Here is a 16483-nt window from a genome sequence, read left to right on the forward strand (position 1 = left end):
GATAGATATTTGATGAGAAATTCAAAATGACAAGACAAGTTAAACCTCATTTATTAAGCTCTATTATTGTTATTGTTGGTTTATATTGCTCAACGATTCAAGCAGAGACAGACGTAAAAGCAAATGTTCAACTGGCTTTTACTAAAAGTAATGTCATCATTAAAATGAAATCTCCTACCATTAAAGTGACGAATAATTACGCTTATCCCAGCATTACCAGCGAAGTATTCAATGTTTACCATCAAAAGGCTTCACGTTCCTTTCCTCAAGAGTCTCGACAACCATTGCCTGGTATTAAAGTCGCAGAATTTTCCAATTTAGTCCCACGTAAGTTTGATAGTAATAATTCCATTTTTGTATTTGCTGCAAAATTTAACGACAAATTACAACAAATACTGGCCTATTTCGATTTTTCTGCTGCTAGCACTAAAAGTAAAGATGAAAATATTAGCGAAACAGATAAAAAAAGCAAAGCCAGTTTAATTGTTAACAATAACAAAAAAACTTCAAAACCAAATTGCAGTCATATTAAAAGCTAATTTTAGCTCTCAGCTAATTTAACTCTCAGCTAATTTTATAAGCTTAACTACAATCGTCACAATAAAAAAACCGCTCGTTAGCGGTTTTTTTATATTCTCTTACAACCCATTTAGGCATTTCTGATGCGTATAACGTAGAGTGTCTAACTAGTCGACTTTGTATTAATACATTGATAATACCCATACTCTAGCTTTGTAAAATCACACCCAGCTTTGCTTATTAACTGTTAGAATTGATAAGATTGTCCTTTACTCATTAATGTGTCAGCACTAATTTTATCCGCTGAACAACTCGCGATATCTTGCTTAGTAAACACCAGAACTCTATCTTTATATCTACTTGCTGACTTTTCTCCCGCTGACTTTAAAATAACACTAACATGCTCATTTTTAGGTAACTCTTTTAAGCCATTGCCGTATAAACAGAGTGTTTCAGTCAATTTTACTGCTAATTGCTGATAGTAGTTGGTACGTTCTTGTATTCTTAATTTTTGCTCCACTTTTTGTTCGGCTATTGCTTTACTGGCTAATTTCGTAATTTTTTCCTTATGACCAAGTAATTTCGCTTCTTGCTCTACAAGCTGGCTTAACGCTTGTTCAATTTCTGCTTTTCGCTCATCACCGGCTCGCGAAAGTTGATAATTTAAATCACGTTTTTCTCGCTCCACATCCCGTAAATTATAAGCAAGATCACGTTGTTCTTCCCTAAGGTGCTTAGTTTTATCACGGTTTTTCTCAAACATCTCCATCGCTCTTTCGTAACCTACAGCAGCAGACTCTAAGGCATGATTAACCGTTTCATTTATATCGATATCATAATTTTCGTGAAAATTTTGATTCAGTTCAGGTGCTAATGGTGCGATTGGCATCTCAGGCATAGACGGCATTTCAGGCATAGAAAAGTTAAAACTATAATTTCCCCATTGGCTGTTATTGGCCGCAGAACTAATGGTAAAAACAACTCCTTGGCCACGTAAATAAGTACTTTCAATACTATTAATTTTTGATAACTGTTTTGCCGTTTTATCAGAAACTGACGACTTAATAATATCACTCATAATTGACAGCTGTTTGTGCATAGCAGCATATTGTTCATTACCCTGCTCAGTGGCAAATACAGCACCCGACATCAGTAAACAAGGTAACAACACCTTTGATGAAAATAAGTTCAATTTATGCATATTCTACTCCTCAGTTGTCCAATTAGCAGGTGTATTTAAGTCACCTTGTTTTAGTCCAAAGCCTTTAACACTTTCTCTTTGATAAGCTTTGTTATATTTAATTGCCTGCTCTAGCGCTTGATATTTAATTTTGTGTTCGAGCATTTCATCTTTTCGCTCGGCATTAATATATTGAATAAAATCACCGATATCCTCTTTACGCTCTTGTCGTGAAGCCCCCATGATATAACTGGCAAGTTGCAGGTTATTGTCTTGCTGCTTCACTTTAATATCCGCTGCATAGTTAGCTAAAACTACTTGCTGCTCTTGAGCGAAACTTTGCAACCGTTCATCGACTAACTTAGCTAGTTTTTGCTCCTGTAACTGAGTACTGTTACCTGCAAAACTTAATAAAACGCCATTGTCTTGCACCACAAGCTCAACTTTAAACAGCACTAATGCGATAGCAAAAATAGAGAATGCCAGCGATAACGCAGGTAACCATTGCCATTGCCAAAGCGATTTTTTATTGTTTTCAAAGCCGCTAGCACGATCCCATGCTGGGACCTTTTCGTCAGAAGACATTGCTACTTGATGTTCAATAGCATTGACGGTATTTTTACGTTGTTGCCATTGTGTTTCACCCGTTAACGAACAGTCTTCTGACTTACCATCAAGCCAATCAGCAAAGGCTTGCTCTTGCTTCAATTCAGCTTTGTCTATGTCTTTATCTGTTGCTTTATCTGACTCTTTATTTGACATTGTCCAACTCCAAATGATCTTTTAATTTATCTAAAGCACTGTACAAACGCGATTTTACTGTATTCACAGATATGCCAAGCTGTTTAGCAATATCATCAAAAGTACAGTGTTGAAAAAACTTCAACTCCACCACTAATTTTTGATTGACCGGTAAAGTGTGTATCGCTTTATTTAATAGGCTGGCTTGTTGACCAGAAAATAAATGCGCCTCAGGGCAGGCATCGCTACTTTGCTCTTCTTGCTCAGGTGTATCATCGAGTGATTGCGTCGGTTTTTTACGGCGATAAAATTCAATACACCGATAATGAGCAATTTTAAACATCCAACCTTTAAAAGGACTGTCGCCACGAAATGACGCTAAGTTACGAAAAACCGCCATAAATACATCTTGCATCAAATCTAAGGCGTCATCGGGATTACTCACCATACGCAGAGTGTAGTTGTATAAGTTTTTCTCATACCGTTTTACTAAGGTAACCCAAGCTGATTTCTTACCTTTCAGCGCTTGTTTTACTAGCGTTTCATCGCTTCGTTCAAACACGCATTTTCCTATTAATTTACTTTCTTATATTAAAGGTAGAGTTGAGGATTAAAATAGTTTGAAAATTTTCAAATTATTTTAATAAATTTATTAATATCGCTGATAGCTTTTGGTATATCGGCGTTTCTGCACTCGTTGAACGTCGCATCAAGGCAATTTCTCGATAAACATTACCTGAGAGTTTCTCTATCGTTAAACCCTCGGCTTTAGAAAAGCCTTTTTTAACCGCCATTTCAGGTAAAAAAGTAAACCCTTGATGATAAGCTGTCATCTGTACCAAAGTTGCTAAACTCGAGGCAGAAAAGGCGTTAATGCGACTGGTATCCGCTAATTTGCAGGCAGATAATGCATGCTTAGTTAAACAATGTTCATTTGAAAGCAGAAAAACACTATGTTCAGGTAAACATTGATAATCTTGTTTTTCACTAAACTTTGCCATTAATTTTGGCTCGCCGGCGGCGAAGAAGTGATCTTTGCCAACCACTAAACTTTCAAAGCCTCTTTGTGCAATAGGTAAAGCAAGAATAACCACATCAAGTTCGCCATTTTTAAGCATATGTAATAAATTATCTGTGGTGTCTTCTCGAAAATAAATCCGTAAGTTTTTTAACGCTTGCTGACATGCCGGCACTAAATCAGTTAATAAATATGGCGCTATGGTCGGTATACAACCAATATTAAATACACCACCATCGGTTTGACCTTGTTGCTTAGCACTATTAACTAAGTCATTAGCATCAACCAGTAACTTGCGAGCTTTTTCAACAAATTCACTCCCCTGACTAGTAAATAAAAATGACTTATTGTCACGTTCAATTAATTGACAGCCCAGTTGTTGCTCTAGCTTTAAAATTGCACTACTCAAGGTTGACTGACTAACAAAACAAGCTTGTGCGGCTTTATGGAAGTGTTGATGTTGATGTAGCGCCACTAAATAGCGTAAATGTTTTAAATTAGGTAGGTACATGCCAGGCTCATTAATTTATTAGATTGAAGAATGTATTTTCATGAGGCTATTAGCTCACCCAATTAACTTAACTTATTAAGAAGGTGAATTTCAATTAATTAAAACGATAAGTAATCAAAATAAATACATCAACAGCCAGCGTTGAAATTTAAAGCAGATTTTTATACAAGTATTACCTGTACGCTTTGTAAAGATATGTAAAATATTTAATTGTAATGACAGTGTTATTCTCAAAAAAAATACGTTAAAGTCCTTCAGGATGTAAAAATAAATCAGAGGTAATAAAATGTTAAGAGCGTCAGCACGTCATATACTGGTAGATACTGAAGAGCAATGTCTAACATTAAAGCAACAAATCGCAGCGGGTGAAGATTTTACAGCAATCGCACAAGCACACTCAAATTGCCCTTCAAAAGCGCAAGGTGGGGCATTAGGTTCTTTTGGTCGCGGCCAAATGGTACAAGAGTTTGATGAGGTTGTATTTACAGCGCCATTAAATGAAGTGCAAGGACCGGTTAAAACCCAGTTTGGTTATCACTTACTAGAAGTAACTTCTAGAGGCGAATAATAACGAATATATTGATAACTAAACTAATAGTTAAATTGAAAGCGAAGGGTAATGCCTTCGCTTTTTTGTATCTATTGAACAACGCTATCTTTTAAACCATCGCTTAATTTTATCTTTGCGCAGGCTTAATAAAAATACGGCCATAGCAACATAAATCATTGGCTCGACAATGTCAGACTTCACTGACCAAAAAAAGTGTAATGAAATCAGTAATACGGCAACATACACCCAGTTATGTAACTTTTGCCACTTTTTACCCATTTTCCGTCTGATGGCGGTTATTGATGTTATTGCTAAAGACAAAAGAATAATTAATGCGGCCATTCCTACGGTAATATATGGCCTGTCAATTATCTCATCAAAAAATAGCGCAAGATCAAACTGTACTTCAAAAGCTAAAAAATTCAGTAAGTGAAATAATGCATAGGTAAAACTATACAAGCCAAGTAAGCGTCTTGTTTGTAATAAATAGCCTTGGCGATATTTTTTCGCCACAGGGGTTATGAGCAAGGAAATAAGTAATAAATTAAAGGCGCCAATGCCGGTAAAATGAATAACGTCCTCAACAGGATCTGCGCCAAGTTGATCAGTAAAGGCCAATAAATAAAGTGCCAATAGCGGTAAAAAAGCCATCATATGAATAGTAATTTTTAGTAGCAATACCCGATTACGTAAAAAAACACTTTTAAAAGATACTTTACCCGCCGTGTTTGCATCTGCTTGCACTAATAGCTTTTCCTTAAGTTCATACCTTTATACATGGCTGCAACTTCTTCACCATAACCATTAAAGGGTAAAGTGGCAATGCGATTACGAGCAAATAAGCCACCGGTTGTTATGCGTCTTTCACTGGCTTGACTCCAACGGGGATGATCTACTTCAGGATTTACATTGGCATAAAAACCGTATTCATTATCGGCTAATCTATTCCATGTGGTGGGTGGTTTGTGCTCAACTAATTTAATACCAACAATTGATTTGATACTTTTAAAACCATATTTCCACGGCACAACTAATCGAATAGGCGCACCATTTTGTGCTGGTAGGGTTTTACCGTATAAACCGACACTCATAAAGGTGAGTGGGTTCATGGCTTCATCAATACGTAAACCTTCAACATAAGGATATTCAACACCGCCACCAATGCGCCGGCTATCTTGTCCTGGCATCTGTTTTGGATCATATAAGGTTTCAAAGGCGACATATTTTGCCCGAGAGTTAGGCGCAGCTTTTTTAATTAGCTCTGCCAACCCAAAACCTACCCAAGGAATAACCATTGACCATGCTTCAACACAGCGCAGGCGATATATACGTTCTTCTAAGGGAAAGCGTTTAAATAGATCATCGTAATCAAGGGTGTAAGGTTTATCGACTTCACCAGAAATACTTAATTGCCAAGGGTTAACGTTAAATTCTTGGGCATTTTCTAGAGGGTCGCCCTTGTTGGTCCCAAATTCATAAAAATTATTATGAGAGGTAACTTTAGCTTCAGGGGTTAATATTTGCGACGATTCGCCAGCTTGTACATACTTTAAGGCTTGACGCTGAAACAATACTTCTTTTTTACTGTTAAAAAAATCTAGTGCACCGGCATTAGCCGAAACTGATTGCGCCAGTAAACTTCCGGCCCCAAGGTATCCAAGTTTTTTTAAAAGATCACGCCTAGAATGATAAACGGCTTCATCGGTAACTTGCTGTTCAGACAGTTGATAATTTTTTTTAGTTTTGATTAACATATTTACCTCTTATAAGGATAATTATACTAATCGGATTAAATAATAGATCACTTACTTAATTGATTTGGTATAACTTATGATAAGAAGACCCATAAAGAGGTAAAAAAATTCTTAAGAAAACCAAATCAATAAAATAAAAGCGCAGCTTAACTTGAGAATTTATTTAAGTAGTTAATTATCTCACTTGATTCATACATCCAAGTAATAGATTGATCTGCATTAGTAATTTTTAAACAAGGCACCGTTCTTTTACCACCCTCGCGAATTAATTCTTCACGAAATTGTTCATTTTGATTGATATTTCGTAACTCAATATTCAAGCCTAATCGCTTCATAGCACGACGGGTTTTCACACAAAATGGACAAGCAGGTAGCTGATATAAGCTTAAGTGTGCTGTGCTTGCATCAACTTCTTTTTGTAGCTGTGGCGTGCGCTTTGGTGCACTCGGAGAAAATATAAAATTTAATAACAAAATTAAACGGCCAATCGGCCAACGAATTAAAAACATAGTAGGGTTTGTGCTCACGGTTAAGTAAATAAACTAAAAGAATAAAATGATTGAATTACCACATCATATCATCAGGAATTTGAAATTCTGCATAAGGGTCATCTTCAGCAATAATATCTTCAGCAACTTTAGTGTTTTGCACCAAAATAACGCTTTTATCTAAACTCGCGACTTTCTCTGCTGTTTCTGAGGTGACAATATAAGTCTTATCGTCAATACCACATAATGCTAAACGACCATTAACTAAGGCTTTATGCGTTACACCATCAACAAATAACTTCTTAATTTTACTATTAAAGGTGTAATTATATTCTGCTTCACCATTAACATTAGTCACTTGATGATGTTGCAAGATTTGTAAAATTCTCAGCTGTTGTTCTTTGGCAATTAATGCTGATTTTTTCTCATTATTTAAAGCGGTATCGCGCGCTAGCTTTTCTTTTTTCGCCAACTCAAGTTCTTGCTTTACTTGCTCTTGTAAACTGGCATCAACCTTCACGCCGCTGCGCTTTTGTTTGCCGGTTTTGCGTTTATCACTGTTTGCTTGTCGTGCTTTTTGCTTGGTGGTTAAACCTGCTTTTAGCAACTGCTCTTGTAAAGAAGCCATCTATATTTCCTGCTGTAGAATGCTAATTAAGTATCTATATGGGAGCTATTTTATCAGGTCATTTGCTATTTAACACCATTCAATAAAAAAGCAGCATAAATTGCTGCTTTTTAAAGTATTTAACAATGATATCTATGTGCTACACCTAGGCTACTAAGCCATTATTTAGTTAAACAATGCCATATTGCTTCAATGGTAGTTCTCGATAACGCTTGCCTGTAGCATTAAAAATAGCATTACAAATAGCGGGCGCAATGGGTGGAACACCCGGTTCACCCACACCACCAGGAGGTGCGTCACTGTCAATTATTTCTACATGCGTGGTTGGCGCATCGCCAATTCGAGCGACTTGATAACTGTCAAAGTTATTTTGCTCAATAACACCGTTTTTCGCGGTTAGCTCACTGAAGAAGGTTAACGATAAAGCAAAAATAGCCGCGCCTTCCATTTGCGATCGAATGCGTTCAGGATTTACCGCTAATCCACAATCTACCGCCATCCATACATCGTCGACTTTAATTTTCCCGTCACTATTTTCTGACACCTCAACAACACAGGCAACGTAACTAACAAAGCTTCGATGCATCGCAATGCCAAGACCACGGCCTTTAGGGAGTTTTCTGCCCCATTTTGCCATCGTACTGACTTTTTCAATCACGGCTTTCATGCGTGCGGTATCAACAGGGAACTTCTCTAGTGTTTCCCCATAATTTCCGTATTCAGCATTTTCTTTCGAAAAATCAATTTTTCGATCGGCGCCGAGCATGGCTAATAGGTTGTCTTTACTGTCCAAGCCTTTTGCCTGGGCAAGCTCATCAATAAATGAACTCACTGCAAAAGCATGGTTTATGTTGGTTACAGAGCGCATCCAACCGATACGGGTATGTGCAGGTGCTTTACCGATAGCACAGCTAACATTTGCAATATCGTAAGGCATATCTATAAAGCCCAAACTTGCTTCTGAGCCAATTAAGTCTGCACCTTTACTAAAGGTTGAGCCGATAGTGGGCTCGGCAACATGGTGTTGCCACGCTGTAACCTTGCCAGCGTCGTCAATACCTGCCGCTAGTTTTTGATAACTTACCGCATGATAATAGCCGTTTTGAATTTCATCTTCACGTGTCCACATCACCTTAATCGGTAGATTTAGCTGTTTAGATAAAATCGCAGCTTCAACAATAAAGTCTGGCTTAGACTTGCGACCAAAGCCTCCCCCAAGCAAGGTAACGTTAATATTAACTTTTTCGGGTGCAACTCCCATTATTTGTGCCACTGTGCCCTGTGCTGATTGCGGTGTTTGCGTACAGGCCCAGATGTCGAAAATACCGTCATGAAAATGCGCAGTGGCGGCTGGCGGCTCCATCGGAACATGGATTAATTCTGGTACATAATACGATGCGGTAATCACTTGTTTAGCATCAGTTAACGCTTTACTCACATTACCTTTACTGCGCAATACTTTCGCAGGATTATCACAACTGTCAGCTAATGCTTTTTTGTATTCTGCACTGTTGTAACTTTTATGCTTACTTTCATGCCATTGAATGGCTAACGCTTCCCGACCTTTTATTGCTGCCCAAGTATTTTTAGCAATAACCGCAACACCACCCAATGGTTTAAATACCGCAGGCTCTTCTAGGTCAGGTAATTGCACAACATCAATAACACCCGCTATTGCTTTGGCAGCATCGCCGTTGAATGATTTAACTTTTGCGCCTAATACTGGTGGTCTGGCGATAACAGCGTATTGCATGTTATCTAATTCAATATCAAACCCGTAAGTGGTATCACCCGTTGCGATTTTTTCACCATCAACTAATGCCACATCAGATTTACCAATGAGGTTAAAGTCTTTTTTATCTTTTAAGACTAATGCAGATTGGGCTGGTATGACTAACTTACTCGCGGCTGAAACTAAGCTACCAAATGATAATTCTCGGCCAGTTTTTTCATGCACAATAGTGCTATTTATGGCTGTTGTTTCACTAACGTCTACTTGCCACTGTTTGGCTGCAGCCTCTTGCAACATCATGCGCGCCGCAGCGCCTGCTTCACGCAAGGGTTGATAAAAACGTCTTACTGAGCGTGATCCATCAGTATTTTGACTGCCATATTTTTTATCTCCTAAGCCTTGAACAACCGCTATTTGTTGCCAATCAGCACCGAGTTCGTCGGCAACAATCATCGGAATACTGGTTCTGATCCCTTGACCCATTTCCGAACGATGCACCACAATACTGACAATGTTATCAGCGCCTATTTGCACATAAACACTGGGTGAAAACTTATCTGAACCTGTAACACCGGCCAAAGCTTTTGGAATAGTGAGCATTGCAGGTAATTGTACTCCAAGCACTAGCGCCGTAGAACTGATACCCAATTTTTTTAAGAAGCCGCGACGGCTAACATTTTCAATGTGTTTCATGATCAGCTTCCTTTTACTTCAGTGGCTAAGTCTGCGGCTAAATGAATCGCTTCTTTGATTCGTTGATACGTACCACAGCGACAAATATTACCACTCATGGCAAGCTCGATATCTTTATCGCTTGGATGAGGTTCGCGTTCTAATAAAGCGACTGCGGACATAATTTGGCCCGACTGACAATAACCACACTGAGGCACATTTAAATCTTGCCAAGCTTGTTGAACAGGATGTTCACCCTGCTCTGAAAGCCCTTCAATAGTCGTAATTTTCTGATTAGCGACCGCCGATACAGGCATGACGCATGAGCGTACAGGTTGGCCATCAACATGCACAGTACATGCACCACATAAGCCTTTACCGCAGCCATATTTAGTACCGGTATATTTTAAAATATCTCTCAGTACCCACAACAATGGCATATCGCCATCATCATTAAATTGATGTTCTTTACCGTTGATAGTTAGGGTGATCATGCAATCGTTTCCTTTCGTTTATTTAACGTTGCTTTCGTTAGCACAGTTTTAAATTAACCTTTTTTCATGCGAGTTACGTTATGTTTTAATGCCGAGTTTTTTATACATATCGTTCAATTGTTCAGGCGTATCTATATCGAAAAACGCATGTGCCAGTGGTACTTTTAATAAATTATCTTGGTATTTTTCTAGTAATGGCTTTGCGCCTTGTGTACCTGTTAACTGTGTTAAATCTGCAAAATAATGTTGTGAAAATATTACCGGCGGACCAATTTTAGCACTATTGACTGCCGCTGCCATATTTGTGTCTTGTGCAACAACAATAGCGTTAGGTGATTCTTGCCAAAAATTTTGATGCCGAATCAAATCTTTTTCGGTTAACTGCCATTGGTCAACTAACACGATCATAACCGCTTTTATATCCGCTGTTAGCGCGGCAACACCTGCGGCAATCGATGAGCCCATGCCACCTGAGAATTTTTTATTAATAATAGTATTTATGGGTAAATGGTCAATTCGGGCTTTAACTTCACTTGCATTAAAACCTAACACACAATAAACCTTGCTAGACACCTTTAACGCTTGCTCTAATTGCCATTCAACCAAGCTTTTTTCTTTAATAGTGATTAATTGTTTCATTTGTCCTAAGCGAGAAGACTGCCCTGCAGCTAACACAATAATAGCAACATTATTATTTAAGTGACTTGTCATTGCCTCTCCCTCTAAACCATTAAGTTGATTAATTAGCTGCTCATTTTTAATGGTTAAAATGAATAACTTCAACTTAACCTGCTGATTATAAGCACCCTAAAGTGTAACAGCCTATTGGTCCAATCAGGTAATTTCAATTGATATCAGCCATAACTATTCAAATAATATCAATAAAACATGACAAAAAAATATTGATATTATTAGGATGGCCTTCAGGATTCAAACTTCTTTTGTTTTAAGGTACTCTAACTTATCTATAATTGTTACTTTGTTTACCTTAATGAAACTTTTAAAAACTACTTTGATCAGCATATTATTTATTCTCTTCTTAGTAATGGCCACTTTAAGTACATGGATATACAGCCAAATTGATAGTGCATTACCGCAATTAGACGGTAAACAAACACTCTATGGCTTATCTGATAACGCCACCATAGAGCGTGACCAACAAGGTATTGCCACCATCAAAGCAAATAATCGCTTAGATATAGCGCTGGCAACAGGCTTTGTTCATGCCCAAGAACGCTTTTTTCAAATGGATTTATTACGCCGAAATTCAGCAGGAGAACTCGCCAGCTTATTTGGTGCCGCTGCCATAGACTATGATAGTAAAATCCGACGTCACCGTTTTAGAGAAAGAGCTTCTGCCATAATTTCACAAATGTCTGCAACCGACTCAGCGCTTTTAAAATCCTACACCCGTGGGGTAAATCAAGGACTAAAATATCTCAAGGCCGCCCCTTTTGAGTATTTACTGCTACGCCAAGCGCCCGTTGAATGGCAAGAAGAAGATACGATATTAACAGTGCTCAGTATGTATATAGACTTGCAATATCAAGAGGGTAAACGCGAACGCACTTTAGGTTTATTACACTCAGTATTAAGCCCTGAGGTGTTTTCATTCCTCAACCCTAAGGGCAGTCGTTGGGATGCTGCGATTGATGGCACAGAGTTTCCATCATCACCATTACCCCAAGCACCTTGGCCATCGGCTTCTAGCGAAAAGTTGGCAGCGCAGCTAAATTATCAACCACTAAACAAAGCTTTAATTAACCTAACTCCATCGTCACTTACCAGAGCGAAGTCAGCACAAAGTGAAGAGTTCCCCGGTTCTAACAACTGGGCCGTAGGTGGAGCTATAAGCGCCACTGGCAGCGCAATAGTTGCTAACGACATGCATTTAGGTATTCGCGTACCAAACACTTGGTTTAGAGCATCTTTCGAATATAAAAGTGCGGCTAATACTAATGTAAAAGTAACTGGCGCAACGCTACCCGGCACACCCAACATTATTATTGGTAGCAATGGTCATATTGCTTGGGGTTTTACTAACAGTTATGGTGATTGGAGCGATGTTATCGTGCTTGAAACTAATGCTGACAAAAGCCAATACTTAACCCCTAACGGCTATCAACGTTTTATTAAACGCAAACAGATTATTGCGGTAAAAGGTCAAGAAGCTGTCGACATTACCGTTACGGACACTATTTGGGGCCCCGTTATTGGTGAAAACGCTCAAGGGGATTTACTGGCATACCGCTGGGTTGCTCATGACAAAGCGGCGGTTAACATGGTGATCACTGAGTTTGAAACAGCAGAAAATGTTCAACAAGCCATTGCTATTGCAGCACGTGCCGGCATGCCAGCACAAAACTTAGTGGTGGGCGATAAACAAGGTAATATTGGCTGGACCATTATGGGGCCGATACCGCAACGCAGCGCAATGTTTGGTGAAACACCAACCTCTTGGGCTAACGGCGAAAATAAATGGCTAGGTTTTTTACCTGCGAAAGATTACCCGAAAGTGATCAACCCTAAAAATTCACGCTTATGGACGGCTAATTCTCGCGTTATCGGTGCCGATATGCTGAAAAAAGTGGGAAATGGCGGCTATGCCATTGGCGCACGGTCTGCTCAAATAAAGCAAAACCTAGAAGCTAAAACTTCGTTTGATGAACAAGCATTACTTAATATTGCCCTTGATGATAGCGCCAAATTTTTACTACGATGGCAAAGCTTTATCTTGTCTGACGTACTCACTGACATTATGTTAGCTAAGCACCAGGAATGGCATGAAGTGAAAGAGATTATCAAGGATAATAACTTATATGCCAGTACAGATTCTGTTGCCTACCGCTTGATCAGAAATTTTAGACTAAATGTTAGAGATCAAGTTTTCGATATCTTCAATGAAAATATGACCAAGCTTGATGACAACTACAGTTTTAATACCATACGACACCAAATAGAAACACCTTTATGGCAGTTGATTAACCAGCAGCCAGAAAACTTTCTCTGGCGCAGCCACGATAGCTGGGCTGCTTTATTCGAAGAAAGCCTAGAAAAAACACTTACAGAAATGACCGAGTCAACCACACTGGCAAATGCCACTTGGGGTAAACAGAATACCAGTAAAATACAGCACCCTTTGAGCCGTGCGGTGCCATTTATTGGTCAATGGCTCGATATGCCTGAAGTAGCATTACCCGGCGATAGCTATATGCCAAGAGTTCAAGGACAATCATTTGGTGCATCGCAGCGTATGTCTGTTTCTCCTGGCCATGAAGAAAATGGTATTTTTCATATGCCGACCAGTCAGTCTGGCCACCCGTGGAGCCCATATTATGGTTTAGGCCATGAAAGCTGGATCAAAGGCGAAGCTTCTCCATTCTTACCCGGAGCAAGCAAATACAAGCTTACTTTACTAAATTACTAGCGAATCAACCAAACACTATCACAAACTAAGGAATGATTATGACCACTTTGATTATTTGTTTATTTATCGCCGCTATACTGCCTTATTTCGCCAAAATTCCAGTTGCCATCGCCATGAATAAATTAGGTGGTTACGACAATAATCATCCACGTGCACAACAGGCAGAGCTTACCGGCTTTGGTGCCAGGGCTTTTGCCGCACATCAAAATGCCTTCGAATCACTGGTTATATTTGCCCCTGCAGTTTTGTTAGCGATAGCCACTCAAAATACTGGCGCTTTTATCGAACAGCTTGCTATAACACACGTTGTCGCACGCGTGCTTTATCATATTGCTTATCTAATCAATATTGGCGTTATTCGCAGCTTAATATGGGCCGTGGGTATTTTAAGTGCTTTTGCTATTATCTACCTGTGTATCTAGATTAAGCCAAACAAGTGATAAATAAGACCTGCACTCCGATAAAAAGGCTAAAGATGTTAAGTTATTTGTAGCTAAATTCACGCTATAAGCCTTTTTTATAGGTTTAGAGAGAAATCGGCATAAAGAAACAGTTGTACTCTTGCGTGATGGTGGCTAAAGTAAAGCCATGCAAATGACAAAACCACATTTTTTCTTTAACGCTTTCTTTATCTCATTTCTCTGAGCGCGCTTTAGGTTTTGGCATTCAATAAAACCTCCATACGGAGGTTTTTTAATTTTAGTGATAGCAACAAGTCACCATGAATAAAATACGCTACTAAAACATCATATTTGCAGCCATTAAACTCATAACATTATTAGGAAAACGCGGTGAACGAAGCATTAGATTTAAATAAAATACGTGAAAAAATTACCCATCTCGATCAGCAATTGCTCGCACTATTTGCTGAGCGCCGCGCCCTGACGTTAAATGTTGCGAAAAGCAAAGCACATCTAATTCGCCCAGTTCGAGACCAACAGCGCGAACAAGAGTTACTTATTCGCCTGATCACGCAAGGTAAAAAACTAGGCTTAGATGCGCATTACGTGACCAGTGTTTTTCAAACTATTATTGAAGACTCAGTACTCAATCAGCAAGCTTACTTACAAACATTAGCCAATCCTAATATGCAGGAGCCAGCAGTAAGTGTTGCATTTCTTGGAGATAAAGGTAGTTATAGCTACTTAGCAAGCCATCGTTACTTTTCTCGCCGTGCAGAGAAAATTATAGAAAGCGGTTGCCAAAGTTTTGCTGAAATTATGCAGCAAGTTGAATCTGGATCGGTTGACTATGGCATGTTGCCAATAGAGAACACCAGTTCAGGCAGTATTAATGAAGTCTATGACATACTCCAACATACCAACTTGTCGATTGTTGGTGAAATTACGCAACCTATTGAGCACTGTTTACTGACGGCCGTGAATACAAAGCTTAATAACATTAAAACTATTTATGCTCATGGCCAACCGTTCGCACAATGTAGTAACTTTCTTGATAAACAAAGCGATATTCGTATCGAATACTGTGAAAGTACGGCCGACGCCATGGCAAAGGTCTATGAATTACAAGACGATAGTGTGGCTGTAATTGGAAGTGAAGAAGGCGGTAATTTATATCAATTACATGCCTTGGAAAAGTCTATAGCTAACCAAGCTGAAAACCACAGCCGCTTTATTTTAGTGGCTCGTAAACCCATTGACGTTGCTGAGCAAATCCCTGCAAAAACCACGTTAATAATTGCTACAGGCCAAAAACCTGGTGCGCTAGTTGAGTGCCTTTTGGTCTTGAAAAACAAAGGCATTAACATGTGTAAACTTGAGTCTCGCCCTATTCAAGGACGCCCATGGGAAGAAATGTTCTATGTAGATGTGGAAGCTAATTTGAAGCACTTAGCGTTACAAGAAGCTATTAGTCAAATCACTGAACAAACAAATTTCATTAAAATTTTAGGCTGCTACCCTATTGAACACATTAGCCCAACTAATGTCCCGAGTAGCGCACTACTATAATCCATGCTTAATATCATTAAGGGCAGTGTAAACTGCCCTTTTTAATACCTACAAACGACTAAGCAACTTTGAACGTTAGTTCGGACAACATCTGCTATATTTTATAACAAGCTCAAACTACGCTAACTTACGAATAAGTAACAAATAAAAACGCAATCACAGGCTGTTTTAATCAGTAAAAATGTATAACTACTGACTACATTTTATGCCTTGTCATTATCCATTTTTCCTGATGAAAAAGTAGATCACTGAATTAATCAAATTGGTATAATTGATACCAGTTAACTTCTTTTAAATATCTAGGTTGTGTCTATTTTTCAAGCGAAAAACAATAGCACTGAATGTTAGAACAAATAAAATTGGCACTGCCGCAAACATTAGCGATGAAAACATAAGCTGACCAATGAACAAGGCTAAAGTAATAAAACACATCGTTGGTAACAACAGCCAAAAGGTATGTTCACTGGCACATAACTTAAAACCCTTACGCATAAAGGCCAGCATTAATAAACTCACAATACTGGCGGAAATAGCTGTAACTGAACCAGGGTAGTAATCAAGAATAAAATCTGTATGGGGGTGAAGTATACTTGGTACAGGGGCTAAGTTACCAATATGTACTAACCAAACTAATGAACCGGCGATTAGGCAACCAAAATTAAAAGACCAAAGTTTTTTATTAACGTTGAACATCAATATTTTCCATATTTATTATTATTATTTTTCCTCTTTATATCTCAAGTATACTTTTTAATCAAGATGTCTATTTTTTGCTCGCACCATGATTGTGGCATTATTG

General features: G+C 38.6%; 16 protein-coding genes and 1 pseudogene. 5 read left to right on the plus strand and 12 right to left on the minus strand.

Translation table 11 applies throughout. From position 1 onward, the window contains the following. Nucleotides 1-26: 26 nt before the first annotated feature. Nucleotides 27-539 carry a hypothetical protein gene (locus A3Q33_RS04910; RefSeq protein WP_081178979.1) on the plus strand — a complete coding sequence of 171 codons (513 nt, stop codon included), beginning with the start codon at nt 27-29 and terminating at the stop codon, nt 537-539. A 227-nt stretch (nt 540-766) separates the two neighbouring features. Here the strand turns inward: A3Q33_RS04910 and A3Q33_RS04915 are convergent, their stop codons facing one another. From A3Q33_RS04915 to A3Q33_RS04930, 4 genes are all read right to left on the minus strand, one after another. Further along, a complete protein-coding gene (locus tag A3Q33_RS04915) occupies nt 767-1720 on the minus strand; it encodes a hypothetical protein (protein ID WP_081178980.1) in 954 nt (317 codons plus the stop codon). A 3-nt stretch (nt 1721-1723) separates the two neighbouring features. After that, complete coding sequence (locus tag A3Q33_RS04920) at nt 1724-2461, minus strand: hypothetical protein (protein ID WP_081178981.1); 738 nt, start codon at nt 2459-2461, stop codon at nt 1724-1726. Continuing rightward, complete coding sequence (locus A3Q33_RS04925) at nt 2451-3002, minus strand: RNA polymerase sigma factor (RefSeq protein WP_081178982.1); 552 nt, start codon at nt 3000-3002, stop codon at nt 2451-2453. Before A3Q33_RS04925 ends, A3Q33_RS04920 begins: the two co-directional genes overlap by 11 nt. A 73-nt stretch (nt 3003-3075) precedes the next feature. Continuing rightward, nucleotides 3076-3969 carry a hydrogen peroxide-inducible genes activator gene (locus tag A3Q33_RS04930; protein ID WP_081178983.1) on the minus strand — a complete coding sequence of 298 codons (894 nt, stop codon included), beginning with the start codon at nt 3967-3969 and terminating at the stop codon, nt 3076-3078. 286 nt (nt 3970-4255) lie between these two features. Between A3Q33_RS04930 and A3Q33_RS04935 the strand changes: the two genes are divergently transcribed. Further along, entirely contained in the window at nt 4256-4537 is a 282-nt protein-coding gene (locus A3Q33_RS04935) for a peptidylprolyl isomerase (protein ID WP_081178984.1), read from the plus strand. 84 nt (nt 4538-4621) lie between these two features. Here the strand turns inward: A3Q33_RS04935 and msrQ are convergent, their stop codons facing one another. The 7 genes from msrQ to A3Q33_RS04970 form a co-directional block, all read right to left on the minus strand. Beyond that, entirely contained in the window at nt 4622-5263 is a 642-nt protein-coding gene (gene msrQ, locus A3Q33_RS04940) for a protein-methionine-sulfoxide reductase heme-binding subunit MsrQ (RefSeq protein WP_353615520.1), read from the minus strand. Further along, a complete protein-coding gene (gene msrP / locus A3Q33_RS04945) occupies nt 5263-6273 on the minus strand; it encodes a protein-methionine-sulfoxide reductase catalytic subunit MsrP (RefSeq protein ID WP_081178985.1) in 1011 nt (336 codons plus the stop codon). Before msrP ends, msrQ begins: the two co-directional genes overlap by 1 nt. A 146-nt stretch (nt 6274-6419) precedes the next feature. Further along, the gene (locus tag A3Q33_RS04950) at nt 6420-6782 is read right to left on the minus strand and encodes a glutaredoxin family protein (protein ID WP_081178986.1); all 363 of its coding nucleotides are present in this window, start codon (nt 6780-6782) and stop codon (nt 6420-6422) included. 55 nt (nt 6783-6837) lie between these two features. Next, nucleotides 6838-7389, minus strand: a complete 552-nt coding sequence (locus A3Q33_RS04955) for a DUF2058 domain-containing protein (RefSeq protein WP_081178987.1) — start codon at nt 7387-7389, stop codon at nt 6838-6840. A gap of 169 nt (nt 7390-7558) precedes the next feature. Then, on the minus strand, nt 7559-9814 hold the full coding sequence (locus A3Q33_RS04960) for a xanthine dehydrogenase family protein molybdopterin-binding subunit (RefSeq protein ID WP_081178988.1): 2256 nt from the start codon (nt 9812-9814) through the stop codon (nt 7559-7561). Nucleotides 9815-9816: 2 nt separating this feature from the next. Continuing rightward, nucleotides 9817-10287 carry a (2Fe-2S)-binding protein gene (locus A3Q33_RS04965; RefSeq protein ID WP_081178989.1) on the minus strand — a complete coding sequence of 157 codons (471 nt, stop codon included), beginning with the start codon at nt 10285-10287 and terminating at the stop codon, nt 9817-9819. A gap of 78 nt (nt 10288-10365) precedes the next feature. After that, nucleotides 10366-10998, minus strand: coding sequence for a nucleotidyltransferase family protein (locus A3Q33_RS04970; RefSeq protein ID WP_155866704.1), 633 nt, complete (start codon nt 10996-10998; stop codon nt 10366-10368). A 280-nt stretch (nt 10999-11278) separates the two neighbouring features. Here A3Q33_RS04970 and A3Q33_RS04975 point away from each other — a divergent pair, with 280 nt between their 5' ends. The 3 genes and pseudogenes from A3Q33_RS04975 to pheA all read left to right on the plus strand — a co-directional run. Further along, the gene (locus A3Q33_RS04975; RefSeq protein WP_081182311.1) at nt 11279-13714 is read left to right on the plus strand and encodes a penicillin acylase family protein; all 2436 of its coding nucleotides are present in this window, start codon (nt 11279-11281) and stop codon (nt 13712-13714) included. A gap of 38 nt (nt 13715-13752) precedes the next feature. Next, a complete protein-coding gene (locus A3Q33_RS04980) occupies nt 13753-14136 on the plus strand; it encodes an MAPEG family protein (protein WP_081178991.1) in 384 nt (127 codons plus the stop codon). Between the two features lie 369 nt (nt 14137-14505). Beyond that, nucleotides 14506-15681: pseudogene (gene pheA / locus A3Q33_RS04985) on the plus strand (prephenate dehydratase); the annotation flags it as partial. Between the two features lie 294 nt (nt 15682-15975). On the opposite strand, the gene A3Q33_RS04990 reads toward pheA, so the two are convergent. Next, entirely contained in the window at nt 15976-16377 is a 402-nt protein-coding gene (locus tag A3Q33_RS04990) for a hypothetical protein (RefSeq protein WP_081178993.1), read from the minus strand. Between the last annotated feature and the right edge of the window lie 106 nt (nt 16378-16483).

It is taken from the genome of Colwellia sp. PAMC 21821 (assembly GCF_002077175.1).
GTDB lineage: Bacteria > Pseudomonadota > Gammaproteobacteria > Enterobacterales > Alteromonadaceae > Cognaticolwellia.

Excerpts from the sequence above, each read along its gene's own strand:
- A3Q33_RS04975 (WP_081182311.1), top strand. The coding sequence starts at position 11,279 with ATGAAACTTTTAAAAACTACTTTGATCAGCATATTATTTATTCTCTTC.
- A3Q33_RS04990 (WP_081178993.1), bottom strand. The coding sequence starts at position 16,377 with ATGTTCAACGTTAATAAAAAACTTTGGTCTTTTAATTTTGGTTGCCTA.
- A3Q33_RS04915 (WP_081178980.1), bottom strand. The coding sequence starts at position 1,720 with ATGCATAAATTGAACTTATTTTCATCAAAGGTGTTGTTACCTTGTTTA.
- A3Q33_RS04960 (WP_081178988.1), bottom strand. The coding sequence starts at position 9,814 with ATGAAACACATTGAAAATGTTAGCCGTCGCGGCTTCTTAAAAAAATTG.
- A3Q33_RS04910 (WP_081178979.1), top strand. The coding sequence starts at position 27 with ATGACAAGACAAGTTAAACCTCATTTATTAAGCTCTATTATTGTTATT.
- A3Q33_RS04930 (WP_081178983.1), bottom strand. The coding sequence starts at position 3,969 with ATGTACCTACCTAATTTAAAACATTTACGCTATTTAGTGGCGCTACAT.
- A3Q33_RS04935 (WP_081178984.1), top strand. The coding sequence starts at position 4,256 with ATGTTAAGAGCGTCAGCACGTCATATACTGGTAGATACTGAAGAGCAA.
- A3Q33_RS04955 (WP_081178987.1), bottom strand. The coding sequence starts at position 7,389 with ATGGCTTCTTTACAAGAGCAGTTGCTAAAAGCAGGTTTAACCACCAAG.
- msrP (WP_081178985.1), bottom strand. The coding sequence starts at position 6,273 with ATGTTAATCAAAACTAAAAAAAATTATCAACTGTCTGAACAGCAAGTT.
- A3Q33_RS04920 (WP_081178981.1), bottom strand. The coding sequence starts at position 2,461 with ATGTCAAATAAAGAGTCAGATAAAGCAACAGATAAAGACATAGACAAA.
- A3Q33_RS04980 (WP_081178991.1), top strand. The coding sequence starts at position 13,753 with ATGACCACTTTGATTATTTGTTTATTTATCGCCGCTATACTGCCTTAT.
- A3Q33_RS04970 (WP_155866704.1), bottom strand. The coding sequence starts at position 10,998 with ATGACAAGTCACTTAAATAATAATGTTGCTATTATTGTGTTAGCTGCA.
- A3Q33_RS04965 (WP_081178989.1), bottom strand. The coding sequence starts at position 10,287 with ATGATCACCCTAACTATCAACGGTAAAGAACATCAATTTAATGATGAT.
- A3Q33_RS04950 (WP_081178986.1), bottom strand. The coding sequence starts at position 6,782 with ATGTTTTTAATTCGTTGGCCGATTGGCCGTTTAATTTTGTTATTAAAT.